Raw genomic sequence first — 26,108 nt, 5'->3', positions numbered from 1 at the left:
TTTGCAAACACTAAAACCCTATTCTCCAATGAGGCAACTTAAAATCAACAAATCAATAACCAACCGTGAAAGCCAGTCACTTGACAAATACCTGCAAGAGATAGGCAAGGAGGAGCTTGTGTCTGTTGAAGAGGAAGTGGAATTGGCGCAAAGAATCAAGAAAGGCGACCGCAAAGCCCTCGAAAAGCTTACTAAAGCAAACCTGAGGTTCGTTGTGTCAGTGGCCAAGCAATACCAAAACCAAGGCTTGAGCCTACCCGACCTCATCAATGAAGGCAACGTGGGCCTGATAAAGGCTGCCGAGAAATTTGACGAGACCCGCGGTTTCAAATTCATATCCTATGCAGTGTGGTGGATAAGGCAAAGCATACTGCAAGCCATAGCCGAGCAGAGCCGCATAGTGAGGCTGCCGCTCAACCAAGTGGGCTCGGTGAACAAGATAAACAAAGTGCTCAACAAGTTTGAGCAAGAATACGAGCGCAAACCGTCGATAGAAGAGATATCCGAGAAGGTAGACTTGCCGGAAGACAAGATAGACGATGTGCTCAAGATAAACAGCAGGCACGTGTCTGTCGACGCTCCGTTTGCCGACGGCGAAGACAACGGGCTGCTTGACGTGCTGGTCAACGACGACTCGCCAATGGCCGACAAGTCGCTGGTGCTCGAGTCGCTCCGCGCAGAAATCAACACCGCCCTCCAGGCCCTCAACGAGCGCGAACGCAATGTCATAGAGGCGTTTTTCGGCATCAACCAACCCGAGATGACTCTCGACGAGATAGGCACCAAATACGGGCTGACGCGCGAGCGTGTAAGGCAGATAAAGGAGAAAGCGATAAGAAGACTGCGCAACAGCACGAAGAACAAAATACTCAAAGCATATTTAGGACAATAACAATACAAAAATGAGACTTTTCAAATGCTCTTTTGCCGCGCTGCTGTTCACCATGGTGCTCGCAGCCGGAGAGTTGAGTGCCAAAGGCAAGGCTGTGCCCAGCATTTACATCTTTGGCTTTTCTGCTTCGTTCACCGACTCTACAATCTACATGACCAATGTACAGAAAGTGGACAGCGCGTGGATTGACAACAAATCGAAATTCTTGCTCGGACGCGAAAACTACTCGTACCAACTGCGTAACTATCTGTCGGACAAGCTGCACCTTAAGAACCGCACTTGCCTGGTTATGTATGCCCGCTCAAGAAAGGAAGCCGAGAAAAAATACCTGAAGCTGAAAAAGCTGTACGTAGAAGAAAGCCCCGGCATGTACGACGTGAGATACATAGACGAGGGCGACTTCAAGTTCCAGACCATAGACATGAGCTATGAGGAAGGCGACGCCGTGACGCCACCGGCACAGGGCAGCGTGCAAGCCCGATGACGCCGGCCCGCGGGCAAGGCTGCACCACAACCGCCACAATGGCCACAGGCAAAAGCCAAGGCCCGGGCTGAGGCAAACGCCGACACCGATGAGCATGTCCGGCAAGCGCCGGGACAGGAACAGCCCCACCAACCGGAGACCACCGTCAAAGGTTCCCCGGTTGGCGGGGCTTACGCATGAGCGCAACCATACATGCCGGCAAACAGGGCCTGCTGCATGGCCACGGCACATGAAGTGGGAGCGGACTGCCCCCAGGCAACCACCCTGCATTTTGGAGGCAAGCCCACCGGCCACCACCGGCAAAGCCGCGTAAACCCGGTCACAACAGGGCATTCGGCACAAACAAAACAACAATAGGCCACCGCCTACCGGCCTTGCTGGCAGCCGGCAAAAAGGCGATGCAGTGGCACAACATTGCAAGAAGCAAGGCAAGCCGGCCATGGCGAGACATCTACAGATGCACGCCAAACACCGACTGCCGCCGGCAACGCGCCCACGCCCCAAGGCTGCGCATGAACAGATAGCACAACACACAAAATCAGGCAACAGGCATAATAAACGGAAAAGAAATACGTTGAATAACCAGATGGACGACGCAGAATCGAAAACCAGCTACAGCCACGTGCTAAAATACACTGGCATTTTCGGCGGTGTGCAAGGCCTGAACATCATCATAGGGCTTGTACGCAACAAACTCGTAGCCCTGTTGCTTGGCCCGTCGGGCATGGGCCTTGTGTCGCTTTTCAATTCGGCGATAACGTTTATGTCGCAAGCCACGAGCCTGGGCCTGTCGTTCAGCGCGGTGAAACACATTGCAGAGATTTTTGACCGTGGCGACGAGAGCCGCATATTGCACTTCATCAAGATAATCAGGACGTGGAGCCTCATCACCGCCTTGTTCGGCATGGCGCTTTGCGCGCTGCTCGGCCCCATGCTCAGCGACTACACATTCTCATGGGGCGACCACACGCTGCATTTCATACTGCTGTCGCCCGTCGTTGGCATGCTCGCCATCACCGGCGGCGAGACGGCCATACTAAAAGGGGCGCGCAAACTGCGCGCGCTGGCCACGATACAGATTTACTCGGTGTTTGCAGCCCTGGTGATTTCCGTACCGGTATACTACTTCTTCGGACAAAGCGGCATCGTCCCCGTCATATTGCTGGTAGCCATGGCCGACATGGCTTTCACAATCATGTATTCCTACCGTTTCTACCCGCTGAAACTGAACGGTTGCCGCAGCCTCATAGGCGAAGGCATGCCAATGGTGAGGCTCGGCATAGCCTTTGTGCTGACCGGAATAATGGGCAGCGGGGCCGAGATGGTGATACGCTCATTCCTCAACGTCAAGGCGGGCCTTGACATCGTGGGGCTCTACAATGCCGGATATGTGCTCACGGTGACCTATGCCGGCATGGTGTTCTCGGCCATGGAGACCGACTATTTTCCACGGGTATCGTCGGTAAACGACGACGTGGCGGCCACCAACCTGATGGTCAACCGGCAGATAGAAGTGTCGCTGCTCATCATATCGCCCATGCTGGCACTGCTGATACTGGCATTGCCCATACTCATGCCGCTGCTCTACAGCCACAGTTTCGCGCCAGTGGTGTCGATGGCGCAGGTGGCCGCCCTGTCAATGTACTTCAAGGCAATGTCGCTCCCCATAGCCTATGTCACACTGGCACACGGCGACTCAGTGGCATATTTCATACTCGAAACGGCATACGACGCCATGCTGGTGCTGCTGATAGTGTTCGGCTATAACCAATGGGGATTGATAGGCACGGGAATTGCCCTGACGCTGTCGTACATACTTGACCTTGCAATGATTCTGGCCTACGCCCACGTGAGATACAAGTACCGCGTGTCGTCGCAGGTCTACCGCTACGCATTGCTCCAACTGCCGCTGGGCTTCTCGGCATATGCCGTCACACACATCTCATGCGAATGGATATATGTTGCGCTCGGCACAATAATAACCATCGCAAGCGGTGCAGCCTCGGCATACATCATATACAAAAAGACTTCGCTTTGGAACAAACTAAAATCCAAGCTGCTGCACAATGGATAAGGTGTCTATTCTCGTGGCCGTATACAATGCCGAAAAATACTTGCAGACATGCCTGGACTCACTCTTGGCGCAGACGCACCATGACATAGAAGTGATATGCATAGACGACTGCTCGACAGACTCGTCGCTGTCGATATTGCGCACATACGCAAAGCGCGACGCACGCATAAGGGTCTTTTCGCTTGACGAAAACAAAGGGCAGGCCCACGCACGCAACGTTGGCCTGGCGCAATCGACAGGCGACTACGTATGCATGCTCGATGCTGACGACTGGTTTTCAGACGACGCCATACAACAGGCTGTAAGCGTGTTCAAAAACAACGAGGCCACGGACGCGGTGCTGTTCGACGTCATGATGGAATACGACGGAAGGCAGGAGGCCTACGCCATGCCCGACTTCAAAGCCCTGACGGGCCTCGAGGCGTTCAGGATGAGCCTGTCGTGGACAATTCACGGACTGTACATGGTAAGGGCATCAATACACAGGAAATGGCCGTACGACGAGACATGCAGGCTGTACAGCGACGACAACACCACAAGGATTCACTACCTGGCGTCACGTGAGGTGAGGCGTTGCCGCGGCATCTACCACTACCGCCAGCACCCGGCATCGGCAACCCACGCAGTCAGCGTGAAGCGGTTTGACTACCTGAAAGCCGCCGAAAGCATGAAAAGGCAACTTGAGCTGATGGGAGTCTCAGAAAACATCATGGCAGAATATGAACAGCAACGCTGGCTGATACTCATCGACACGTATATGTTCTACCACTGCCACGCCAACGAGTTGGACTGCAATGAACGCTCGTACGGCTTGGGGGAGCTTGAGAGGGCATGGCGAACCACAGACACCGCCAGGTTGCCGGATGCGCTCAAAAGGAAGTTCGGCTACCGCCACGCGCCCACATGGGGCCTTTTCAGGGTGCAGGAATGGCTGTATTTCTCTTTGCGCGCAATCTTGGGGAGAAACCGTAAATAAGGCTGCGGTGATACGCCAAGGGGGGACCGGGAGACTGATAACGCCACCACGGTATGAAGCCACCACGACATGGCCGACGCCCTTTGTAGCCATGGAAGAAACGAAGCACATTAAACCGGGCGGAAAATGCTTGACCGGCGATATACAAAAGCATTTAAGCATCACAGGTCTACTTCCGCTAAAATCATTTGATTGTGGGCGGTTTGACTGCCACCTGCAACGTTTTGCAGACGCCCAGCTGAAAGTTTATCATTCAAATGGTTGCACCAAACCATTGGAAATATAAAATATTATTGTAATTTTGCATTCGTATTCAATAACGAAACGACCAATATATGCAAAGCCAACCATCAACACAAACAGATAAAAAAACACCATTGATAAGCTTTATAATCACATGTTATAACTTACCAATGGACATGGTGCGCGAGTGCATAGACAGTGTATTGGCCCTGTCGCTGAGCCGCTCTGAGAAAGAAATCATCATAGTTGACGACGGTTCGCAGCAGTGTCCCATGCCTGAACTAATGGCTTATTGTGATGACATAATATATCTGAGACAACCAAACAGAGGGCTCAGTGCCGCAAGGAACATAGGCCTGGACATTGCAACAGGCAAATACATACAATTCATCGACGGCGATGACAAGATTGTTTCTAACATTTATGAACAGTGCCTTGACTTGGCGAGGTTTAAAGACCCCGACATGGTGCTGTTCGACTATACCGACACAGACAGTGCCAAACCCAAGATAAAAAACCTCGATGCGGTGGACGGAACTGTGTTTATGAACAACAACAACATCCATGCGTCGGCCTGGGGCTACCTGTTCAGGAAGGATATACTGATGGGACTGAAATTCTCGCCGGGCATTCTGCACGAAGATGAGGAGTTTACCCCTCAGTTGCTGTTGCGCGCGGAGAAAGTTTACGACACAGACTACAAGGCTTACTTCTACAGAAAAAGGACAGGCTCGATAACAACAAAGAAAGACAAGAAGCACATCCTGAAACGATTGAATGACTTTGAACAGATAATCAAGCACCTGCACGACATATCGACAACACTGCCAATGGCAGAAAGCACGGCGCTGCAAAGGCGGGTGGCACAGCTGACAATGGACTATATATACAACATCATCAAAATGACAAAATCGCAAAGCCAACTCGAAACGCGGTTGATGCGACTGCAGAAGGTGGGGCTCTACCCCCTGCCCGACAGGGACTATTCGCAGAAGTATATATGGTTCAGGAAACTTGCAAACTCTAAGACGGGCCTCTACATCTTGCGGCATACACTGACATTGGTAAAATAAGCAAGATGAAGATACTGTTGTTAGGCGAATACAGCAATGTGCACGCTACGCTGGCAGAAGGGCTCAGGGCGCTCGGTCATCAGGTAACCGTTGCCTCCAACGGTGACTTCTGGAAGGATTACCCTCGCGACATATCGTTGGTGAGACGCAAAGGTAAGATTGGCGGGATGGCCCTGTTGCTCAAGATATACTCGCTGCTGCCTAAACTGAGGGGGTATGACGTTGTGCAGCTGATCAACCCTATGTTCGTTGAACTGAAGGCCGAAAGGATATTCCCAATATACAAATACTTGCGCAAACACAACAAAAAAGTGTTTTTGTGCGCTTTCGGAATGGACTGGTATTGGGTGAACACTTGTATCAACGACATGCCACTGAAATACAGCGACTTCAACATAGGCAATGTCAGGCGCACAAACAGAGATGCCATCAAGGAGCAGAACGACTGGATAGGCACTGCCAAGGAACGACTGAACAGGTTTATAGCCAACGATTGCGACGGCATCATAGCCGGATTGTATGAGTATTGGGTTTGCTATTCATCGGCCATGCCACGCAAAACGGTATACATACCCTTCCCCATCAAGGCAGGCGAATGCCAGGCCGACAATGACCGTGGCGACACGGCAGGCAGGAAACTTAAGGTTTTCATCGGGATAAACAAAAGCCGGAGTGAGTATAAGGGTACAGACATCATGCTGAAAGCTGCCTTGGACATACAAAAAAGGCACCCGGACAAAATGGAACTGATAAAAGCTGAATCACTGCCCTTCTCCGAATACGAAAAGCTAATGAACGGCAGCGACGCCATATTGGACCAATTATACAGCTATACCCCGTCGATGAACTCTCTGCTGGCCATGTCGAAAGGCATTATCTGCATCGGAGGAGGCGAAGAAGAAAGCTACTCCATTATAAATGAAACGGATTTGCGACCGATAATCAACGTACAACCAAACTACGAAAGCGTCTGCCATGAGTTAGAGCAATTGGTATGCCACACCGAACGGATAGGCAAGCTGAAAGCCCAAAGCATTGAATATGTGAAGAAACACCATGACTATGTAAAGGTGGCTAAAGAATACGAACACTACTATACGCACGAGGCCGGAACCCCATAATGAGATTCCGGCCTCGCGGTGCTTAGTAATCATTAATCATATGAGTTATGCCTCAGCGGGTGCCTGCTCCTCAGCTGTTGCAGCAGCAGCCTCTTCTGCGGCCTTCTGTGCCTCGGCCTCAGCCTGGGCAGCAGCAACAGCGGCTTTCTTTTCAGCCACCTTCTTTGCTATAGTCTCATTGACCTTCTTCTCGGCTTCGAGCTCTTTCACCTTGGCATCCTTCTTTGCCTTTTCTTCCTTCTCACGGATTGTGTCCAAGCCCTTCTGCTTGTCAGCCTTCCAAGCGTCGAACCTTTTCTGTGCTGTAGCCTCGTCGAAGGCACCCTTCTTAACGCCTCCGCGCAGATGCTTCATAAGGTAAACACCCTCACGGCTGAGGATATTACGCACGGTGTCGGTTGGCTGTGCACCAACTTCCACCCAATAGAGTGCACGGTCGAAATTCAAATCTACTGTGGCCGGATTGGTATTAGGGTTGTAAGTACCAATTTTCTCAGTAAATTTACCATCACGTGGTGCTCTAACGTCAGCGATTACGATGCTATAGAAAGCATAGCCTTTGCGACCGCCGCGCTGCAATCTGATTTTTGTTGCCATTTAATTTTAATGTTTAATTAGGTTTGAATTTTATGCCATTAACCCGTAATGACGGGTGCAAAGGTAATACTTTATCAACAGAAAAGGCCGTAGCAGCCCTGCCTTTTATTATTTTTTAACAAGGGTAAGGCCAGCCTGCATGCCATTTATGCTCTTCATCAACGATGTAACGGTCTGGAAGCTTGAATTAGTCGACTTGCTCCCAATTGTCTTAACCAGGTCGAGGAGCTTTGTGGCGTCTGTTACAAACATCAGTTTGTTGCCGCTCAACTGCGTGTTGATGGGCAAAGCCTTCATTCCGAACGTAAGATAGAGCTTAGAGTCTTTTACTTCCCACTTTCCAGGAATGTTCTTGCCGTTAAACGTTTCCTCAAAAGTTCCGTCCTCATTGAAGGTAATGCTGAAAGCTCCCGACTCGAAACCGAATTTTGAAAGTTGCTCCTGCAGCTTGTCTTCAATCTTGCTTGATGCTATGCTGGCACCAGCCTTGGCCAACAGATTGTCAGACTCGAAGACAATAGCCGGCTCGGAATATTCCCAAGTACCGACCAGATTGTTCTTGCTGGCCTGCTTTTCACTTGAGAAAATGTTCGTCAAGCCAGAAAGAAGATTAGTAGTTGAGGACGTATTTTCCTTGCTTGAACTCTTGCCGGTCAAGCTTCCCAAAATGCTTCCCAAGTCAATCTGTGCGTTCGCAGTGGCACTTCCGGCCAGCATCAATGCAATGACCAGTGTCTTGATTAATACATTCTTTTTCATAAATAACTATATATTAAAATGTGTGGCAAAATTAATACTTTATCATAACATACACAAATAAAACCCATGAAAGTTCCTGCATTAATTTTTTTTGATTACTTTTGTGATACGAAAATTACATTGTAACAGCAACATACCCGTGAACGAAGGACTTTCCATATTACTGCCTGCATACAACCAAGTATGCGTTGAAAGAGTAATTACGCTAAAAAGGCTCTGCGACAGCATACCGTCATTGAACTACGAAATTATTGTAGCAGACGACGGTTCGCCCGACCTTGGCGCCGTTGAACGCAATTCCGCCATAAACTCGATGGCCAATTGCCGGTTCATAAGGAAAGAACGCAATGAGGGCAGCGCTGCAACGAGGAACAGGCTGGCAGAACTCAGCCAGTACGAATGGCTCATATTTCTCGACTGCGACATGGATATCCCAGACCAAGATTTCATTAAGAAATATGTCGACAAGCGCATACAGGGTTGCGTTGTCAATGGCGGGCTTAACATAGGAGGCAGCATGGAAGCCAACAGACGCAACCTTCGTTACCTGTACGAAAGCCGCGAGGCTTCGTCACACACAGCAGAACAGAGGAACAGAAATCCATACAAATCTTTCCGCTCCACCAACTTCATGATACAACGCGACCTTTTCCTTTCAATAAAATTTGAAGAAAAGATGAAAAGGTATGAAGATGTCTACTTCGGAAAGGTGCTCAGGCAAAAAAACATAAAAGTGCTGCACATCGACAACCCTGTTGTGATGAACGACTTCGAGAGCAACCCCGACTACATAAACAAGATAGAACTTGACGCCCGGATACTATCAACGTTCAGCGACGAGCTAAAAGGCTACTCGCATTTGCTTACCCTTGCCAATACACTGAGGCGCATGCCACCGCTTTATTACAGCGTAAGGACATGGCACTGGGCCTTCGGCAAGGCTGAACGAAGTATCCTGACAGGCAGCCACCCATGCCTCAAGCTCCTCAACATCTACAGAATCGGATACTTCATATCAAACAAACAATATTAATGTCGAACTAAAACCAATAACAAAATGAAACGATTTGCATTCAAAATGATCCTTAAAAAAGGCTGCGAAGAAGAGTATGCCAAGCGCCACGCTGCAATATGGCCGGAGCTGAAACAAATGATAAAAGACCAAGGAGTCAGTGACTACAGCATATTCTGGGACAAAGAAACCAACCTGCTGTTTGCCGTCCAGAAATGCGATAAAGACACAAACAGCCAAGACACGACAAATGTCGACCCGATAACACAGAAGTGGTGGGACATGATGGCCGACATAATGGAAGTAAACCCAGACAACTCGCCTGTTTCAATACCGCTCAAAGAACTGTTCCACATGGACTGAACCACCAACCAACAATGAGCAGAAAAAGGCATGGCCGTACGCCAAGGCATAAGCCTCTGGCGCACGGCCATGCTCGAATACAATAGTCTGCTGAATCGCCATCAAGGCGAAACGCGGCAAATATCAATCGGCACCATTCATCAAAGCCGACGTCCTTACACGGCTAAGTGTCTCCGGCGTCATCTGCAGATAACTTGCAATATACACAAGCGGAGCCCTCAGTACAAGCTGTGGCTGCAACTTCACCAATTTGGCATAGCGGCTCTGGGCCGACTCAAAGCGAAGCATGTCAGCATGAATCTGGCTCTGTATCAATGATTCCTCAAGAATCTTCCTGTACAGAATCTGTATGTTGAGGCTCTTCATAGCCACCCGTTCCAATTGCTGGCGCGGGATGGCATATATCACAGTCGGCTCAAGTGTCATTATATTAAGGTGAGTCGGCTTCTCCTTAAAAAGGCTTTCGATGCACATTACTATATTGTTCTCGACAGCCATGTGCTCGGTCAGCTCCTTATTGTTCTTATAGTAATATTGGCGCACAAGGCCCTTGACCACCCAATACATGTGGGTGCAGACCTCCCCCTCGCTGATGACTTTTTCACCCTTGGGAAATTTCATCGGCACCAAGATGCCCTCCAAGAGGTCAAGCTCCTCATGGGTCATCGTACTGTAACGCCGCGCGAGCTCGCGCGCCACGTCACGTGACGTCATTCCAATATTCACCATATTTATCTCCTTTCCGTTTAGTTTCAATCAAGTTTGAGCACAGCCAAGAAAGCCTTCTGCGGCACCTCAACATTACCAATCTGCTTCATGCGCTTCTTGCCACGCTTCTGCTTTTCGAGCAACTTGCGCTTACGGCTCACATCGCCGCCATAACACTTGGCAGTGACGTCCTTGCGCACGCACTTCACAGTCTCGCGAGCCACAATCTTGGCCCCGATGGCAGCCTGGATGGCAATGTCGAACTGCTGGCGCGGTATGAGTTCCTTCAATTTCTCACACATTCTACGTCCGAAGGCCACGGCGTTGTCTTGGTGTGTCAACGTCGACAACGCGTCGACAGGCTCGCCATTGAGAAGGATGTCGAGCTTGGCCAGCTTTGACGGGCGGAAGCAGTCTATGTGATAATCAAAAGACGCATAGCCCTTGGAAATGCTCTTGAGCTTGTCGTAGAAGTCGATCACAATCTCTCCGAGCGGCAACATGAAGTGCAACTCGACGCGGTTGCCGCTGACATACTGCTGGTCGATGAGCTCTCCGCGCTTGTCGAGGCACAGCTTCATTATCGGCCCGATATAGTCGGCGGCTGTTATTATCGACGCACGTATGTAAGGCTCCTCTATGTGGTCTATCATAGTCTGGTCGGGCAGGCCCGACGGGTTGTGCACTTCCTTCACTCCACCCTGCTTATCGTAGCACATGTACGACACGTTGGGCACGGTTGTAATGACATCCATGTTGAACTCACGGTCGAGTCGCTCCTGTATTATCTCCATGTGAAGCAGCCCGAGAAAACCGCACCTGAAGCCGAAGCCCAGCGCCACCGACGACTCCGGCGAGAACGTGAGCGAAGCATCGTTGAGCTGAAGCTTCTCCAAAGACGCCCTGAGGTTCTCATATTCGGACGGGTCGATGGGATACACACCGGCAAACACCATGGGCTTGACCTCCTGAAATCCCTCGATGGCCTTGTCACACGGCCTTGCTATATGCGTGATGGTGTCGCCCACCTTAACTTCCTTGCTGTCCTTGATGCCGCTTATGATGTATCCCACGTCGCCGGTACCAAGCTGCTTGCGCGGTATCATATCCATCTTGAGCACTCCTATCTCGTCGGCGTCATATTCCATTCCCGTGTTAAAGAACTTCACCTTATCGCCCTGGCGCAATGTGCCGTTCTCTATCTTGAAATAAGCAATGATGCCCCTGAACGAGTTGAACACAGAATCAAAAATCAGAGCCTGCAGCGGAGCGTCGGCGTCTCCCTTAGGGCATGGTATGCGCTCAACCACAGCATCGAGTATCTGGGGCACCCCCTCACCTGTCTTTCCACTGGCACGTATTATGTCCGACCGCTCGCAACCAATCAGGTCGACAATCTCGTCTTCCACCTCATCGGGCATTGCGCTCGGCATGTCTATCTTGTTGATAACCGGTATGATTTCCAAGTTGTGGTCAATGGCCATGTACAGGTTGGAAATGGTCTGGGCCTGCACGCCTTGCGTGGCGTCGACCACGAGCAACGCCCCCTCGCAGGCAGCAATGCTCCTGGACACCTCGTAAGAAAAATCCACGTGGCCCGGAGTGTCAATAAGGTTAAGCACATACTTCTCTCCCTTATACTCATACTCCATCTGTATGGCATGGCTTTTTATCGTGATGCCGCGCTCGCGCTCCAAGTCCATGTCGTCGAGCATCTGCCCGCTTGTCACCTGGATTGTTTTCGTATATTCAAGCATTCTGTCGGCAAGTGTCGACTTGCCGTGGTCTATATGGGCAATGATACAAAAGTTTCTTATATGGTCCATGTCTTAGTGAAGATTCTGCTTTTAAAGTACAAAGATAATGTAATTCAGCCAATATTCAAAATAATTCCTGATATATTTTGAGGCCAACATTTTCATAACACCATTGGCCCGCCCTGGCCCCTATGCCCACTCGCCTGCTACCGCCTGCCGTGCAGGACGCCAACTTAGAGCACCGGCAGCACAGCCTCAGGCAATGCCATGCAAGGAAAGCCGGCCTGCACACCGAGATGTACAGGCCGGCAACCCCTCATGCTGTGCGGGCGGGCGTACAGAATACCGCTCACAGCTTTATCTTCTTCTTGCGTGCCTTGCTCTCGTTCTGCATCCTGTCCAAGGCAGTAACCACATAGGTATACTTCACCTTTCCGTTATCATAAGGCAACTTATAATATGTAGACCCGGTGATGGCCACTATCTTAGACGGGTCGTCGGTGCGCACTTTCTCGCCCGGGGCAAACCTGTAGACAACATACTTGTGTGCCACATCGTCCCAATCCTTGCCTTTTGGTGCTGTCCAAAACAAGATATATCCGTCGGCCGTCCACACGGGCTTGAGCTTTCTCACCTTGTTGGGCGACTTCTTGTCGATGAACGGCATCTGCGGTTGAAGGGCCGGATACTTCCAGTAAACATTCCTCAGCATGGTGCCGTAATTGCCCACATTGTCTACCACGGCCTTGGCGTACCACAGCACCGTGCCCCTCACATTGTGCATCTTGCTGTGCAGGTCATACTTTGCCGGCATCTGGTTTATGCGCGGATTGTCGACATCGGGATATTTGGCAGTTCGCTCCACATCCTCGCCGATATAAAGCGGACGCCCGCCTGCATACTGGTTCCACCACTCTATGAGTGTCTTGTAGTCGGCGGCCTGATGCCCAATCTGCCAATACAGCTGCGGCACACAGTAGTCCACCCAGCCGTTGTTCACCCAGAGCAGCACGTCGGCATACAAGTCGTCGTAATTCTGAAGCCCGTTTGTGTTGCTTCCTATGGCCGAGCTGCGCTTGTTCCTGTATATGCCGAAGGGCGACACGCCGAACTTTACCCACGGCTTTACGCTTTTTATCGAGTCGTAAAGCTGCTTTACAAACAGGTTGACGTTATACCTTCGCCAGTCGGCCCTGTCGGCAATGCCGTTGGAATACATCCTGTACTGAGCGTCATCGGGTATTGTTGCCCCCGGCGCAGGATAAGGATAGAAATAGTCGTCCATGTGCAATCCGTCAATGTCGTAGCGTCTCACTATGTCGTTGACAATCTTGCAGATATACTCTCTGTTCTCCGGTATGCCCGGATTGAGTATGAACTGCCCGTCGTAGGCAAACACCCTTCCGGGCTGCCTCACCGCAATGTGGTTTGATGCAAGGTCGGTGGTGGTCTTCGTCTTGGCCCTGTACGGGTTTATCCATGCGTGCAGCTCCATGCCGCGCCTGTGGCATTGCTCCACCATCCAGGCCAGAGGGTCCCAATATGGCGACGGGGCCTTGCCCTGAACCCCGGTCAGAAACCGACTCCAAGGCTCATAGCGGCTGGCATACAGGGCGTCGCATTCGGCCCTTACTTGGAATATTATGGCGTTGACGCCATCTTTCTGCAACTCGTCGAGCTGGTAAGTGAGCGTGCGTTTCATTGCATCGGTCGACATGCCGATGAACTGACCGTTGACACACTGAATCCACGCACCGCGGAACTCTCTTTTCTGTTGGGCGCTGACATTGGCCGGCAACATCGATATGGCTATGGCAATGACAGCCAGGAGACATTTCATCTGCATTTCAATATTTTAGATGTTCATAAATGGATTTTGTCCAGTCGCTGCCGTTTTCGGGGCAGAATGTGTGCAGGCCCAACCTGGCGGCGGCCTCTACGTTGCGCGGGCCGTCGTCTACAAACAGCGTCTCGCCGGGCTCGATGCCCTCGGCCTCGATAACATGGCGGAAGAAAGCCTCGTCAGGTTTCATGGCCCCGCATTTATAGCTCATGTACATCGAGTCCATGTAATGGGCTATGGAATGGCCCATGCCGTCGAACCCGTCGCCCAGCGCCCAGCTCATCATGTAAGGGTTGGTGTTTGACACGAGCACCACCCTGTAGCCCTCGGCCCTCAGCCGGAGCAAGGTGTCGAGGTTGCGCCGCGGCACCTCCTTGCAATAACCCTTCCAGGCATACAGGCACTGGTCGGCCGTCACCTCATGGCCTATGAGCCCGCTCAGACCGGCACGAAACTCCTCGGCGCTTATTTTTCCCAATTCCAGGTCGCCGAATATGCCGCTCTGCGTATAGCTGTCCAGCCTGCGGTCGGCATCGGCGAGCCCTATCTCCTTAAAACGGCTCACGGCTTGGTTGGGGTCAAGGGTTATTATTACCCCACCCAAGTCAAACAATATATTCTTAATCATAATACATTAATATTCAATTGATTTCGCTAATCACAGCCATTCCATACGTGCTGCATGGCTATCCCACGCTTGCTGCAGGCTGGCATGGGCCCGGTCAGTCGGCAAACAGGTTGAGGCGCTTGCTACGTGCCTCGTCCAACGGCACTATGCCGGCCTGCTTCTCGGCGTAGTCACGGCGCAGAGCCTCATACTCTGAGTTGAGCTCGCCCACAAACCTGTCGTGTTCGGAGGCGCTTAGAAGCCTGCCCGCTACCAGGACATTCTGCGAGGCGTCTTTGAGCCACACCACCGGGCCGCCATATACCGGGGCCACCTTCAGCGCCACGTGGAGCTTGCTCGTCGTTGCCCCGCCTATCATCAGGGGCACATCTACGCCGGCAGCCGCCAGTTGGCGGGCCACATTGACCATCTCGTCGAGGCTCGGGGTAATCAGTCCGCTAAGCCCGATGAGGTCGACATGCTCTTCCTTGGCCTTCTTGACAATCTGTTCGGCAGGCACCATGACCCCCATGTCCACAATCTCGTAGTTGTTGCAGGCCATGATAACGCTCACTATGTTCTTGCCAATGTCGTGCACATCGCCCTTTACCGTGGCCAGCAGCACCTTGCCCGCGGCAGAGTGGCCGCCTGCCTTCTCTCTTTCTATGTAGGGATTGAGTATTTTCACGGCGGCCTTCATCGTCCTGGCTGCTTTCACCACCTGCGGCAGAAACATCTTGCCGCAGCCGAAGAGTTCGCCCACCTTGTCCATGCCGGCCATCAGCGGCCCCTCGATAATGCCCACGGCCGACGGATATGCCTGCAGTGCCTCGTGAAGGTCGGGCTCCATATAGTCGCTGATGCCCTTGACAAGGGCTGCCGACAGACGCCCTTCCAGCGGCAGATGGCGCCATTGAGGCTCTTCGGCGGCACCTCCGGCGGGAGCCGACTGCGCCGACGCCTGGCGCGCCTTGATGGCCTCGGCCAGCTCGACGAGCCTGTCTGCCGCCCCCTCGCCCCTGTTGAGTATGACGTCTTCTATCACTTGTAGCTCGTCGGCGGGTATATCGGAATATGTAACCTTTGCAGCGGGGTTTACTATGCCGAAATCCATGCCGTTTTGTATGGCATGGTAAAGGAAAACGGCATGCATGGCCTCGCGTATGTAATTGTTGCCACGGAAAGAAAAAGACAAGTTGCTAACGCCGCCGCTCACGTGGGCCCCGGGCAGGTTGGCACGTATCCATGCCACCGCCCTGATGAAGTCGGCCGCATAGCTGTCGTGCTCCTCCATGCCTGTGGCCACTGCCAGCACGTTGGGGTCGAATATGATGTCGAGCGGGTTCATGCAAACGGTCTCGGTCAGCAGCCGGTAGGCCCGGGCCGCAATTTCTATGCGCCTGTCGTATGTGGTGGCCTGCCCCTGCTCGTCGAAGCACATCACCACGACCGCCGCGCCATACTGCATGACGTCGCGCGCATGGGCGACAAATGTCTCCTCGCCCTCCTTCAGCGATATAGAGTTCACTATGCACTTGCCCTGCATGCACTTAAGGCCGGCTTTCACCACTTCCCAGTCTGACGAGTCAATCATCACCGGCACCCGGGCTATGTCGGGCTCGGCCGACAGCATGTTGAGGAAGGTGACCATCGACGAGCGGGCGTCGATGAGCCCGTCGTCCATGTTGATGTCTATCACGAGCGCCCCGTCGGCCACCTGCTTGCGCGCAATGGCCAGGGCCTCGTCGAAGTTGCGCTCGCTGACGAGCCTCAGAAACTTGCGCGAACCGGCCACGTTGCAGCGCTCGCCCACATTGACAAAGCGCACCTCGGGCGACACGTCGAGAACGTCGAGCCCGCTGAGCCTCATCGTGGCGGGCCGCGGCGCAGGCTTGCGCGGCGCCTTGCCCTCTACCAGCGCCGGGAAAAGCCTTATGAACTGCTCGGTGGTGCCGCAGCATCCGCCTATTATGTTCACCAGCCCCTCATCCACAAACTCGGCCACCAGTGCAGCCATGCTCTCGGGAGTCTCGTCGTACAGCCCCAGGCTGTTGGGCAGTCCGGCATTCGGGTATGCACTCACGTAGTATGGCGCACGCTGTGCGAGCTGCCTCAGGTAGGGCTTCATTTGCTGCGCCCCGAACGAACAGTTGAGGCCAACCGAGAAGATGGGGTAATTGCTTATGCTGGCCAGGAAGGCGTCGAGCGTCTGCCCGCTCAGCGTGCGCCCGGCCAGGTCGCTCACCGTCACCGAAAGCATTATGGGCAGGGCAACGCCACGGCTCGCCATCACATCCATCGAGGCCACAATGGCCGCCTTGGCATTGAGCGTGTCGAATATGGTCTCGATGAGCAGCGCGTCGACCCCACCCTCTATCATGGCGTCGACCTGCTCACGATATGCGTCGGCCAGCTCGTCGAACGTCAGTTCGCGGGCTGCCGGGTTGCTCACGTCGGGGCTCATCGAGCAGGTCTTGTTGGTTGGCCCTATCGAGCCGGCCACAAACCGCGGGTGCCCCCCAGCCGAATATTCGTCGGCGGCCTTGCGGGCTATGCGCGCGCCTTCGAGCGCCATCTCGCGGCAACAGTGGCCCAGGCCGTAGTCGGCCTGCGATATGCGCTGGCTGCTGAAGGTGTTGGTTGTGATGATGTCGGCCCCGGCGGAAAGGTATTTCCTGTGTATGTCGCCTACTATGTCGGGGCGGGTGATGTTCAATATGTCATTATTGCCCTTGAGCAAGGCAGCGGAATCGGCAAAGCGCTCTCCGCGGAAGTCGGCTTCTACAAGCCCGTACTGCTGTATCATGGTGCCCATGGCGCCATCCAGCACAAGCACGCGGCTACCCACCGCGGCTGCCAAAGTATTATGCTGCATTCAATAATGTTTTATGGCACGGTCCATCTCGCGCCTGTCTTCTTTCTCTTTCAGTGTCTGTCGCTTGTCGAAGTCTTTCTTGCCCTTGCACAGGGCGATGTCCATCTTTGCGCGTCCGTTGCCATCGATAAACACGAGCAGCGGCACTATGGTATATCCAGTCTGCTTCGTGGCCGACTGCAATTTCTGTATCTCACGCTTGTTCAGCAACAGCTTGCGGTCGCGCTTTACGTCATGGTTGTTGTACGACCCGTAGAAGTATGGGCTCACGCTCATGCCTTTCACCCATATCTCGCCGTTGTTGATGTAGCAGAATGTGTCGACCAGGCTGGCCTTTCCCATCCTGATCGACTTGATTTCTGTACCGGTCAGCACTATTCCGGCCGTGTATGTGTCAATGAAAAAATACTCGTATGCAGCCTTTTTGTTGCGTATGTTGACCGGGCTTTTTTTCCGTATCAGTTCTTCTTCCTTGTTCATCGTCATTCTATCCTTGCAAAACGGTCGATGTGCTCGTCTACGTAATGGGCCACGGCAGCAGTCCACTCTTCCTCGTTCTCTACGAACTTGTCGTCGTAATCGTCGAACTCGGCAAAGCGCTCAAACAGCGCCATGAACTCTTCGTCTGAGCAATCTCCCTCAATCTCTTCATGATATTTGTTATATAATATGCGCACATCGTACACCAGCTTGGCCAGGTCGCGCAGCCCCCACATCTTGACGGCCTTGGCAAACGGATTCTGGAAAATGAATCCGCCATAGCCGTTGTGTATCAGTTGCACGAAGCCTCCGTCCATCACCTCGTCGTGCATCATGTGGTATGCCAACAGGGTGAGCTGGTCGGAGTTGAGCTCTGCCATGGTGTCTGCCGTCAGCTCTCCGCCCACGGCATTGAGGATGCCGTCTACAAACACTTGCAGAAAAGCATCCATTCCCTCTGCTGCGGCATCGCGCAATGCCGCATCACTTATTACTACCTCTTTCATATCAGCTACAAATTTACATGATTTTTCCGAAACGGCAATCCGGCGAGCTAAAAAAACTATGTTTTATACGCATTTGTCATAGAAGAATGCATATTTAAACCCAATTCGTCCGTCATACCGCAGGATGTTTGTTCCGGCGTTGACGCCTTGACCCTGCGGGGCTTCTGAAGCCTTCGGGCACATGGCAACATACTTGCCACGGCATGGGCGACACGGCGTACGGACAGACCAGCTAACTACATGCGCTGCTGCCTGACAGCATCGCTTGGGCCGCAAATGCCACCATCCAGGCTCAACATGTCATGAATGGCCCAGTCTCACGTCCACACGGGCCTGCCCCACTCCCGCTGCGGATACGCTGAGCCATAGCGCACAACGCACAAAAGGCATTGCCCTCGCGCAGAACAAACCACCAGGAGCATGGTGCCAACAAGCCCTATGCGCCCCTGCAGGCTGCCCGGAATGCAAATTGTTTTCAAACTTTAGAACAAACCACAAAAATCACTGGACTACAACCACTTACACAGCAATGCGACATGACATTCCAAAACGGCCCGGACAACACGCCCGAACGGGCCGTTTGGCCATGCAAAACAGGCCTTACGGGCACGCAAAACCGCCATGGGCGGTGCGGGGAGCCGCTTTTGTAACGTTTGTTTACCACCGTCATGAGCTGCGGACTACGCCGGAAGCAACCGTCCCGACTGCCCCCGGCGCAACCACACCACCACGCCAGCGGGCCACGGAAGCAAGCCCGACCATCACCATAGTTTATTATACGGACATGGAAAAATGGCGTTAAAGAGTCAAAAAGAATACCTAATAATAGGTATATCTCGAAAGATTTTAGTAATTTTGCGAGCGAAAAAAGGCTCTAATTATTCATTTTATAAAATTAAAAAGAATATGACTTATTCTAACGAAGTCAACAACATGTGCGTTGTTGCGAAAGGCCCCAACCATGGGCCGGCCCCAATCCCGGAAGAGGGAAAGTGGATTCAGGCAAAGGAGATTAAGGACATCTCCGGTTATACTCACGGTGTGGGCTGGTGCGCTCCCCAGCAGGGAGCCTGCAAGCTGTCGCTCAACATAAAGGAAGGTGTCATTCAGGAATGCCTCGTAGAGACCATCGGGTGCACCGGCATGACCCACTCGGCAGCCATGGCATCAGAGATTCTGCCCGGCAAGACCATACTCGAAGCACTGAACACCGACCTCGTGTGCGACGCCATCAACACCGCCATGCGCGAGCTTTTCCTGCAGATTGTCTACGGCCGCTCGCAAAGCGCATTCTCAGAGGACGGACTCGTAATCGGAGCCGGCCTTGAAGACCTCGGCAAGGGCCTTCGCTCGCAGACCGGAACACTTTACGGCACTGTGGCCAAAGGCACACGCTACCTTGAGTTGACAGAGGGATATATCACCAAGATGTTCCTCGACAAGGACAACCAGGTGTGCGGCTACGAGTATGTGCACCTCGGCAAGATGATGGAAGCCATCAAGAACGGCATGGACGCCAACGAGGCCGTGAAGAAGTTTACCGGCTCTTACGGACGCACAAAGGCCGAGCAGGGAATTGTTAAGAGTATTGACCCACGTAAAGAATAACAAGGAGGACCGACACAATGATAAGAAAAGTTAGTTTCGAGAGCCAGGAGCGCCGCATCAAGCAAGTACTGGCAGCGCTCAACGCCAATGGCATCAAGGACATAGAGGAGGCAAACCAGATTTGCGAGAACGTCGGCATCGACCCTTACCAGATATGCGAGGACACTCAGGGCATCTGCTTTGAGAACGCAAAGTGGGCTTACGTTTGTGGCGCCGCCATCGCCATCAAGAAGGGAGTGAAGACTGCCGCCGACGCTGCCGAGGCCATCGGCATCGGCCTGCAGAGCTTCTGCATACCCGGTTCGGTGGCCGACGACCGCAAGGTGGGCATCGGCCACGGCAACCTGGCAGCCCGCCTGCTCCGCGAGGAGACCGAGTGCTTTGCCTTCCTGGCAGGCCACGAGTCGTTCGCCGCTGCCGAGGGAGCCATCAAGATTGCCGAGATGGCCAACAAGGTGCGCAAGAACCCGCTGCGCACAATCCTCAACGGACTGGGCAAGGACGCTGCAATGATCATCAGCCGCATCAACGGATTCACATACGTACAGACCAAGTTCGACTATTACACAGGCGAGCTGAAGGTGGTTCAGGAGATACCTTACTCTGACGGGCCGCGCGCAAAGGTGAAGTGCTACGGCGCTGACGACGTGCGCGAAGGTGTTGCCATCCTGTGGAAAGAGAACGTCGACGTTTCCATCACCGGCAACTCTACCAACCCCACCCGCTTCCAGCACCCTGTTGCCGGAACCTACAAGAAGGAGCGCGTGCTTGCCGGCAAGCCTTACTTCTCGGTGGCTTCGGGTGGCGGCACGGGCCGCACACTGCACCCGGACAACATGGCTGCCGGCCCTGCTTCATACGGCATGACCGACACCTTGGGCCGCATGCACTCCGACGCACAGTTCGCCGGCTCGTCGTCAGTGCCCGCCCACGTTGAGATGATGGGCTTCCTCGGCATGGGCAACAACCCGATGGTTGGTGCCACCGTTGCCGTAGCTGTGACCGTAGACATGGCCCTGAACAAGAAATAAGCATACCGACATGCCACCCGGCGGCACGCAAGGCGCAGCCGCAGGTGCACAATAAAAAAGTCCTCGCTTGCGGAAAGCACCGCAGCGAGGACTTTTCTTTTCATCCCGGCAGGCTGGCCGGAACCGGGCAAAGCATTGCCCTGACACACCATCACCGGCCCACGGCCATGCAGACGGCATCAGCCCGGAACGGGTTGCGGCCAGCGGCGAGCGTCATTCGTAATCGTCTATTACCGAGTTCATGAAGTCCATCATCGGCTTCCCGGCCTTGAATATACGCTCCATCCCGTCGAGCCATCCGTCACCCTCAAAAAAACTGTCATCCACGCAGTGCCAGCAGCAATAGTCTTTCATGCGCAGGTAACGCACATGCTCATAGTCGCGGGGAAAGCCCGACGGGCATGTCTTGAGACGCTCCAGCCCGAATCCCTGCTTTTCGTCCCACCCGGCATCCTCGCCGGCGCCGAAATACGACAAGAACTTGGCCGACTCGACACACTTGAGCCACTCGTCGGTGTTGGCCATTATCTCGTTGCGGCAGGCAGTGAGCACATTTGTCGGCAACCAGTTGTTGCCACAACTCAGCAGGCAGTGGCCCGGTTCGAGGTGTATGTAATATCCGCCGTGAAGCGCCTTCTTGCCATGTGCGGCGATGTAGGCGCCAAGATGGTTCTTGTATGGCGACTTGTCCTTGGAGAAACGGGTATCGCGGTAAAAGCGGTAGGTGGCGTCTTTCACCGTGAGGTGGGCCACCGACGGGTCGAAGGTTGCAATCCTTGCAATGGCGAGGGCTACGCCCTGCTCAAAGCTCGCGCGCACGTCGTCGTATTCGGCCTTGTGTTCCAGAAACCATTCGCGGTTATTGTTTGCCATGAGTTCTGTCAAGAAACTCAATATTCTCTTTGCTTCCATTATTCTGTATGTTGCATATTAATATGTAAAAGCCCGGTCTGCGGCCTCTGCCATCGGCCGCCCCATGGCCGGGAAGCCACCGGGGCATGACTGATGGTGCAGGGTTCCGGAATGCAAAATTAACGAAAATCATCGGTATTCTCAAATATTTATGTTACTTTTGTGCCGCAATGACAAAGAGAGAAAGATACGAAAAAGTGATGGATTTCTTCCGCAACGAAATGCCGGAAGCCAACACCGAACTTGAATTCGGCAGCATATTCCAACTGCTTGTGGCCGTGGTGCTCAGCGCACAATGCACAGACAAGCGGGTGAACCAAGTCACCCCGCAGCTGTTTGCGCGCTACCCTGACGCCAAAGCCATGGCGGCGGCCGAGCCGGAAGAGCTGCTCGACTACATAAGCAGCGTGTCTTACCCCAACGCAAAGGCCAAGCACCTGGCCGGGCTGGCCCGTACGCTCGTCGAGCGGCACAACGGCGAGGTGCCTGAAGACATGAACGCGCTGCTCGACCTGCCCGGCGTGGGGCGCAAGACGGCCAACGTAATCCAGGCGGTGGCATTCGGCAAGTCGACAATGGCTGTCGACACCCATGTCTACCGCGTAAGCCACAGGCTCGGACTCGTGGCAAAAAGCGACACCACACCATTGAAAGTGGAGCAGGCACTGATGAAAAACATACCACGGGAAGACATACCCCTGGCCCACCACTGGCTGCTGCTGCACGGCAGATACGTTTGCACATCGCGCAAGCCACACTGCGACAAATGCGGACTCGAGGGCATCTGCCCGAAGATAATGGACGGGGCAAAACTGGCTTAGGCTGCACCCCGCCAAACGGCCCGGGCGCACGCAGCCGGGCTGCGCTATGCTCCCAAATGGCAGGCAGACCATCCTTTTTGATTCATTCATTCGTGTTTTTCTGCGTTTTTGATTAACTTTGCTTGCTAAAAACATAAGTTGAGTATGAACGATTGTATCGAGATAAAAGGCGCCCGCGTCAATAACCTGAAGAACATTGACGTAAACATACCACGCAACAAGCTCATAGTAATAGCCGGAGTGAGCGGCTCGGGCAAGTCATCGCTGGCATTCGACACCCTCTACGCCGAAGGGCAACGCAGGTATGTGGAAAGCCTCTCGGCCTATGCGCGCCAGTTTCTCGGCAGGATGAACAAGCCCGAGTGCGACTACATCAAGGGCATACCGCCCGCCATTGCCATAGAGCAGAAAGTGACAAGCCGCAACCCGCGCTCCACCGTGGGCACATCAACGGAGATATACGAATACCTCCGGCTGCTGTTCGCACGCATAGGCCATACCTTTTCGCCCGTTAGCGGGGTGGAAGTGAAGAAGCATTCGACCGAAGACGTGATAAAATGCACCGCCCAATTCTCCCCCGGCACCAAGTTTGTGGTCATGACCAAGCTGCGGATTTCCGACGGACGGAGCGTCGAACAGCAGCTAAAGGCCTATGTCCTGCAGGGTTACGCACGGTTGTTTTACCGGGGTGACTTCACAAGGATAGAGGACTTCTTGGAGAGCGAGGCCGTCAACGGCGCCAAGGCCGACGACATATACCTCGTCATCGACCGCCTGTCGGTAGACTCTTCCAAAGACGCCACATCGCGGTTGGTAGACTCTGCCGAGACAGCATTCTACGAAGGCGACGGCAGTTGCAGGCTCATGTTCCTGCCATCGATGATAAGCTACGACTTCTCGACAAAGTTTGAAGCCGACGGGATGACTTTCGAAGAACCGTCGGACAACATGTTCTCGTTCAACTCGCCGGTCGGGGCATGCCCCGAATGCCAAGGTTTCGGCAAGGTGATAGGCATCGACGAGAAACTGGTCATACCCAACTCGTCGCTCAGTGTATACGACGGCTGCGTGGTGTGCTGGCACGGCGATAAGATGAGGATATGGCAAGACGAGTTCTGCCGCCGTGCCGCAGAGAGCGACTTCCCCATATTCGAGCCTTACTACAAGCTCACACAGCAGCAAAAAGACCAGCTGTGGCACGGGCTGCCGGGCGACAATGGCAAGGACATACACGACCAGGTGTCCATCGACGCCTTCTTCAACATGGTCAAGGAAAACCAATACAAGATACAGTATCGCGTGCTGCAAAGCCGTTACAGGGGCAAGACCACCTGCCCGAAATGCCATGGCACAAGGCTGAAGAAGGAGGCCGACTACGTCAAGATATGCGGACGCAGCATATCAGACATAGTGCAAATGCCCATAACACGGCTCAAAGAGTGGTTTGACAACCTGCAGTTGAGCGACCATGACAGGGAGATTGGGAGCAGGCTGCTTGCCGAAATAAACAACCGACTGCAGTTTTTGCTCGACGTAGGACTGGGATACCTGACACTCAACCGGATGTCGAACACACTGAGCGGCGGCGAAAGCCAGCGCATCAACCTGACCACGTCGCTGGGCAGCAGCCTCGTGGGCTCGTTGTACATCCTTGACGAACCGAGCATCGGGCTGCACAGCAGAGACACCGACAGGCTCATCAGGGTGCTGCGCCGGCTGCAGGCCTTGGGCAACACGGTGGTAGTTGTGGAGCACGACGAGGAAATAATACGTGCGGCAGACTACCTCATCGACGTTGGCCCCGACGCCGGAAGGCTCGGCGGCGAGATAGTCTTCGCCGGCAATGCCACACACATCGACAAGGATGCCGTGGCCAGATACCCGCTGAGCCACACCATAAAATACATCAGCGGCGAAGAGTCGATACCGCTGCCGCACGGAAGGCGCAAATGGAACATGAGCATAAAGATAAACGGTGCACGCATGAACAACCTGCGCGGGGTGAACGCCACCATACCGCTCAACGTCATGACAGTGGTCACCGGGGTAAGCGGCTCGGGCAAATCGTCGCTTATCAAGGGCATTCTGTACCCGGCAATGAAGAGGACGCTCGGCGATGTTTGCGACGCACCGGGCGACTTCAGCTCGCTGACGGGCGACATCAAGGCTATAAAGCACATTGAGTTTGTAGACCAGAACCCCATCGGAAAGAGCACACGCTCAAACCCCGCAACTTATGTCAAGGCCTACGACGCCATCAGAGACCTGTTCGCCCAGCAGCCGCTATCGCAGCAAATGGGCTTCACCTCGCAGTATTTCTCATTCAACGCCGACGGCGGACGTTGCGAAGAATGCAAGGGCGCCGGAGTGATAACAGTGGAGATGCAGTTCATGGCCGACCTTGTGTTGGAGTGCGAGAGCTGCCATGGCCACAGGTTCAAGAAAGACATACTCGACGTAAGGTATGAAGGAAAGAACATAGACGACGTGCTCAACATGACAATATCCGAGGCAATAGAGTTCTTCGGGAGCTTCGGGCAGAAGCAGATTGTAAAGCGCCTCAAGCCGTTGGAGGACGTGGGGCTTGGCTACATCAAGCTGGGCCAAAGCTCATCGTCGCTGTCGGGAGGAGAAAACCAGCGAGTGAAACTGGCCTACTTCATCGGCATGGAAAAACAGGAGCCCACGATGTTCATATTCGACGAACCCACCACGGGGCTTCACTTTCACGACATCAAGCGCCTGCTCGGCGCTTTCGACGCTCTGATTGACCGCGGGCACACCGTAATCGTAATCGAGCACAACCTCGACGTGATAAAATGCGCCGACTATATCATCGACATGGGCCCCGACGGAGGCGACCGCGGAGGCAACATCGTGGTAGCCGGCACGCCTGAATTGGTGAGCGGATGCAAGGAAAGCATAACGGGGCAATATTTAAAAGAAAAACTTTATTGAACTTTTTGACACAAATATTTTGCCAGAATAAAAAAAAGCATTACCTTTGCACACGCAAAAAGACAAAGGCTTGCATCAAGAAGCCGACATGGCTCAGTTGGTAGAGCAATTCATTCGTAATGAATAGGTCCCCGGTTCGAGTCCGGGTGTCGGCTCAAATATCTAAGTTTTACATAGTGTTGCGGTAATAGCTCAGTTGGTAGAGCATTGGCTTCCCAAGCCGAGGGTCGCGAGTTCGAGTCTCGTTTACCGCTCAAAAGAAAAGCAAAGCTTGCCTGTTGACAGCACAAACATCGCTTTTCAAACAATCAAACAAAGTTTTTTCGACAATTTATGCCGGGCACTTCACTGCCCGGAAGTGGGCATGCCGCAAAACGGCAACAGCCCTGAAGCCCCGCACAAGACCGG

The 26,108-nt window shown here is 53.4% G+C and carries 22 protein-coding genes and 2 tRNA genes; 14 read left to right on the top strand and 10 right to left on the bottom strand.

Annotation, left to right across the window (positions count from 1 at the left end; genetic code table 11):
• Window positions 1–28 precede the first annotated feature (28 nt).
• From M3089_RS05285 to M3089_RS05260, 6 genes are all read left to right on the top strand, one after another.
• On the top strand, window positions 29–892 hold the full coding sequence (locus M3089_RS05285; protein ID WP_205107585.1) for a sigma-70 family RNA polymerase sigma factor: 864 nt from the start codon (window positions 29–31) through the stop codon (window positions 890–892).
• A 10-nt stretch (window positions 893–902) separates the two neighbouring features.
• Window positions 903–1,376 carry a hypothetical protein gene (locus M3089_RS05280; protein WP_249082230.1) on the top strand — a complete coding sequence of 158 codons (474 nt, stop codon included), beginning with the start codon at window positions 903–905 and terminating at the stop codon, window positions 1,374–1,376.
• A gap of 586 nt (window positions 1,377–1,962) precedes the next feature.
• Complete coding sequence (locus M3089_RS05275) at window positions 1,963–3,450, top strand: oligosaccharide flippase family protein (RefSeq protein WP_249082228.1); 1,488 nt, start codon at window positions 1,963–1,965, stop codon at window positions 3,448–3,450.
• Window positions 3,443–4,426 carry a glycosyltransferase family 2 protein gene (locus tag M3089_RS05270; RefSeq protein ID WP_249082227.1) on the top strand — a complete coding sequence of 328 codons (984 nt, stop codon included), beginning with the start codon at window positions 3,443–3,445 and terminating at the stop codon, window positions 4,424–4,426. Before M3089_RS05275 ends, M3089_RS05270 begins: the two co-directional genes overlap by 8 nt.
• A gap of 335 nt (window positions 4,427–4,761) precedes the next feature.
• Window positions 4,762–5,742, top strand: a complete 981-nt coding sequence (locus M3089_RS05265) for a glycosyltransferase family 2 protein (RefSeq protein ID WP_249082225.1) — start codon at window positions 4,762–4,764, stop codon at window positions 5,740–5,742.
• A 5-nt stretch (window positions 5,743–5,747) separates the two neighbouring features.
• Entirely contained in the window at window positions 5,748–6,863 is a 1,116-nt protein-coding gene (locus M3089_RS05260; protein ID WP_249082222.1) for a glycosyltransferase family protein, read from the top strand.
• 45 nt (window positions 6,864–6,908) lie between these two features.
• On the opposite strand, the gene M3089_RS05255 is transcribed toward M3089_RS05260, so the two are convergent.
• A complete protein-coding gene (locus M3089_RS05255; RefSeq protein ID WP_205107574.1) occupies window positions 6,909–7,460 on the bottom strand; it encodes a 30S ribosomal protein S16 in 552 nt (183 codons plus the stop codon).
• 108 nt (window positions 7,461–7,568) lie between these two features.
• Complete coding sequence (locus M3089_RS05250; RefSeq protein ID WP_205107572.1) at window positions 7,569–8,219, bottom strand: lipocalin-like domain-containing protein; 651 nt, start codon at window positions 8,217–8,219, stop codon at window positions 7,569–7,571.
• A 139-nt stretch (window positions 8,220–8,358) separates the two neighbouring features.
• On the opposite strand from M3089_RS05250, the gene M3089_RS05245 reads away from it, so the two are divergent.
• Together M3089_RS05245 and rhaM are read left to right on the top strand one after the other, a co-directional pair.
• Window positions 8,359–9,252 (top strand): glycosyltransferase family 2 protein, encoded by an 894-nt coding sequence (locus M3089_RS05245; protein ID WP_249082220.1) that lies wholly within the window; start codon window positions 8,359–8,361, stop codon window positions 9,250–9,252.
• Between the two features lie 24 nt (window positions 9,253–9,276).
• A complete protein-coding gene (gene rhaM / locus M3089_RS05240) occupies window positions 9,277–9,594 on the top strand; it encodes an L-rhamnose mutarotase (RefSeq protein ID WP_205107568.1) in 318 nt (105 codons plus the stop codon).
• A 123-nt stretch (window positions 9,595–9,717) separates the two neighbouring features.
• On the opposite strand, the gene M3089_RS05235 is transcribed toward rhaM, so the two are convergent.
• The 7 genes from M3089_RS05235 to M3089_RS05205 form a co-directional block, all read right to left on the bottom strand.
• Window positions 9,718–10,323: a Crp/Fnr family transcriptional regulator gene (locus tag M3089_RS05235; RefSeq protein WP_205107566.1), complete on the bottom strand. Its 606-nt coding sequence runs from the start codon at window positions 10,321–10,323 to the stop codon at window positions 9,718–9,720.
• 23 nt (window positions 10,324–10,346) lie between these two features.
• Window positions 10,347–12,128 (bottom strand): translation elongation factor 4, encoded by a 1,782-nt coding sequence (lepA, locus tag M3089_RS05230; RefSeq protein WP_205107564.1) that lies wholly within the window; start codon window positions 12,126–12,128, stop codon window positions 10,347–10,349.
• Window positions 12,129–12,408: 280 nt separating this feature from the next.
• Window positions 12,409–13,899 (bottom strand): glycoside hydrolase family 10 protein, encoded by a 1,491-nt coding sequence (locus tag M3089_RS05225; protein WP_249082217.1) that lies wholly within the window; start codon window positions 13,897–13,899, stop codon window positions 12,409–12,411.
• A 7-nt stretch (window positions 13,900–13,906) separates the two neighbouring features.
• Window positions 13,907–14,530 carry an HAD family hydrolase gene (locus tag M3089_RS05220; RefSeq protein ID WP_205107560.1) on the bottom strand — a complete coding sequence of 208 codons (624 nt, stop codon included), beginning with the start codon at window positions 14,528–14,530 and terminating at the stop codon, window positions 13,907–13,909.
• Window positions 14,531–14,624: 94 nt separating this feature from the next.
• On the bottom strand, window positions 14,625–17,384 hold the full coding sequence (gene metH / locus M3089_RS05215; RefSeq protein WP_249082215.1) for a methionine synthase: 2,760 nt from the start codon (window positions 17,382–17,384) through the stop codon (window positions 14,625–14,627).
• Window positions 17,385–17,864, bottom strand: coding sequence for an SsrA-binding protein SmpB (gene smpB / locus M3089_RS05210; RefSeq protein ID WP_205107555.1), 480 nt, complete (start codon window positions 17,862–17,864; stop codon window positions 17,385–17,387).
• Window positions 17,865–17,866: 2 nt separating this feature from the next.
• Window positions 17,867–18,370 (bottom strand): DMP19 family protein, encoded by a 504-nt coding sequence (locus tag M3089_RS05205; protein WP_249082213.1) that lies wholly within the window; start codon window positions 18,368–18,370, stop codon window positions 17,867–17,869.
• Between the two features lie 906 nt (window positions 18,371–19,276).
• Here M3089_RS05205 and M3089_RS05200 point away from each other — a divergent pair.
• Window positions 19,277–19,978, top strand: coding sequence for an iron-sulfur cluster assembly scaffold protein (locus tag M3089_RS05200; RefSeq protein ID WP_205107551.1), 702 nt, complete (start codon window positions 19,277–19,279; stop codon window positions 19,976–19,978).
• Window positions 19,979–19,995: 17 nt separating this feature from the next.
• A complete protein-coding gene (locus M3089_RS05195) occupies window positions 19,996–21,009 on the top strand; it encodes a GGGtGRT protein (RefSeq protein ID WP_249082211.1) in 1,014 nt (337 codons plus the stop codon).
• 213 nt (window positions 21,010–21,222) lie between these two features.
• Here the strand turns inward: M3089_RS05195 and M3089_RS05190 are convergent, their stop codons facing one another.
• Window positions 21,223–21,921, bottom strand: a complete 699-nt coding sequence (locus tag M3089_RS05190) for a DUF2461 domain-containing protein (RefSeq protein ID WP_249082209.1) — start codon at window positions 21,919–21,921, stop codon at window positions 21,223–21,225.
• 170 nt (window positions 21,922–22,091) lie between these two features.
• On the opposite strand from M3089_RS05190, the gene nth reads away from it, so the two are divergent.
• The 4 genes from nth (at window position 22,092) to M3089_RS05170 (ending at window position 25,954) form a co-directional block, all read left to right on the top strand.
• A complete protein-coding gene (gene nth, locus M3089_RS05185; protein WP_249082207.1) occupies window positions 22,092–22,742 on the top strand; it encodes an endonuclease III in 651 nt (216 codons plus the stop codon).
• A gap of 144 nt (window positions 22,743–22,886) precedes the next feature.
• Complete coding sequence (uvrA, locus tag M3089_RS05180; protein ID WP_249082204.1) at window positions 22,887–25,700, top strand: excinuclease ABC subunit UvrA; 2,814 nt, start codon at window positions 22,887–22,889, stop codon at window positions 25,698–25,700.
• 82 nt (window positions 25,701–25,782) lie between these two features.
• A tRNA-Thr gene (locus tag M3089_RS05175) sits at window positions 25,783–25,855 on the top strand.
• A gap of 26 nt (window positions 25,856–25,881) precedes the next feature.
• A tRNA-Gly gene (locus M3089_RS05170) sits at window positions 25,882–25,954 on the top strand.
• Window positions 25,955–26,108: the final 154 nt, after the last annotated feature.

Source organism: Marseilla massiliensis (genome assembly GCF_023336985.1).
GTDB lineage: Bacteria > Bacteroidota > Bacteroidia > Bacteroidales > Bacteroidaceae > Prevotella > Prevotella intestinigallinarum.
This window is presented reverse-complemented; position numbering and strand designations above follow the sequence as displayed.

Bases quoted from the DNA above. Each gene is read 5' to 3' on its own strand.
- M3089_RS05250 (WP_205107572.1), bottom strand. From the start codon at position 8,219: ATGAAAAAGAATGTATTAATCAAGACACTGGTCATTGCATTGATGCTG.
- M3089_RS05285 (WP_205107585.1), top strand. From the start codon at position 29: ATGAGGCAACTTAAAATCAACAAATCAATAACCAACCGTGAAAGCCAG.
- uvrA (WP_249082204.1), top strand. From the start codon at position 22,887: ATGAACGATTGTATCGAGATAAAAGGCGCCCGCGTCAATAACCTGAAG.
- M3089_RS05190 (WP_249082209.1), bottom strand. From the start codon at position 21,921: ATGGAAGCAAAGAGAATATTGAGTTTCTTGACAGAACTCATGGCAAAC.
- smpB (WP_205107555.1), bottom strand. From the start codon at position 17,864: ATGAACAAGGAAGAAGAACTGATACGGAAAAAAAGCCCGGTCAACATA.
- M3089_RS05225 (WP_249082217.1), bottom strand. From the start codon at position 13,899: ATGAAATGTCTCCTGGCTGTCATTGCCATAGCCATATCGATGTTGCCG.
- M3089_RS05260 (WP_249082222.1), top strand. From the start codon at position 5,748: ATGAAGATACTGTTGTTAGGCGAATACAGCAATGTGCACGCTACGCTG.
- M3089_RS05220 (WP_205107560.1), bottom strand. From the start codon at position 14,530: ATGATTAAGAATATATTGTTTGACTTGGGTGGGGTAATAATAACCCTT.
- M3089_RS05205 (WP_249082213.1), bottom strand. From the start codon at position 18,370: ATGAAAGAGGTAGTAATAAGTGATGCGGCATTGCGCGATGCCGCAGCA.
- M3089_RS05195 (WP_249082211.1), top strand. From the start codon at position 19,996: ATGATAAGAAAAGTTAGTTTCGAGAGCCAGGAGCGCCGCATCAAGCAA.
- M3089_RS05280 (WP_249082230.1), top strand. From the start codon at position 903: ATGAGACTTTTCAAATGCTCTTTTGCCGCGCTGCTGTTCACCATGGTG.
- lepA (WP_205107564.1), bottom strand. From the start codon at position 12,128: ATGGACCATATAAGAAACTTTTGTATCATTGCCCATATAGACCACGGC.
- M3089_RS05255 (WP_205107574.1), bottom strand. From the start codon at position 7,460: ATGGCAACAAAAATCAGATTGCAGCGCGGCGGTCGCAAAGGCTATGCT.
- M3089_RS05270 (WP_249082227.1), top strand. From the start codon at position 3,443: ATGGATAAGGTGTCTATTCTCGTGGCCGTATACAATGCCGAAAAATAC.
- M3089_RS05275 (WP_249082228.1), top strand. From the start codon at position 1,963: ATGGACGACGCAGAATCGAAAACCAGCTACAGCCACGTGCTAAAATAC.
- rhaM (WP_205107568.1), top strand. From the start codon at position 9,277: ATGAAACGATTTGCATTCAAAATGATCCTTAAAAAAGGCTGCGAAGAA.
- nth (WP_249082207.1), top strand. From the start codon at position 22,092: ATGACAAAGAGAGAAAGATACGAAAAAGTGATGGATTTCTTCCGCAAC.
- M3089_RS05235 (WP_205107566.1), bottom strand. From the start codon at position 10,323: ATGGTGAATATTGGAATGACGTCACGTGACGTGGCGCGCGAGCTCGCG.
- M3089_RS05200 (WP_205107551.1), top strand. From the start codon at position 19,277: ATGACTTATTCTAACGAAGTCAACAACATGTGCGTTGTTGCGAAAGGC.
- metH (WP_249082215.1), bottom strand. From the start codon at position 17,384: ATGCAGCATAATACTTTGGCAGCCGCGGTGGGTAGCCGCGTGCTTGTG.
- M3089_RS05265 (WP_249082225.1), top strand. From the start codon at position 4,762: ATGCAAAGCCAACCATCAACACAAACAGATAAAAAAACACCATTGATA.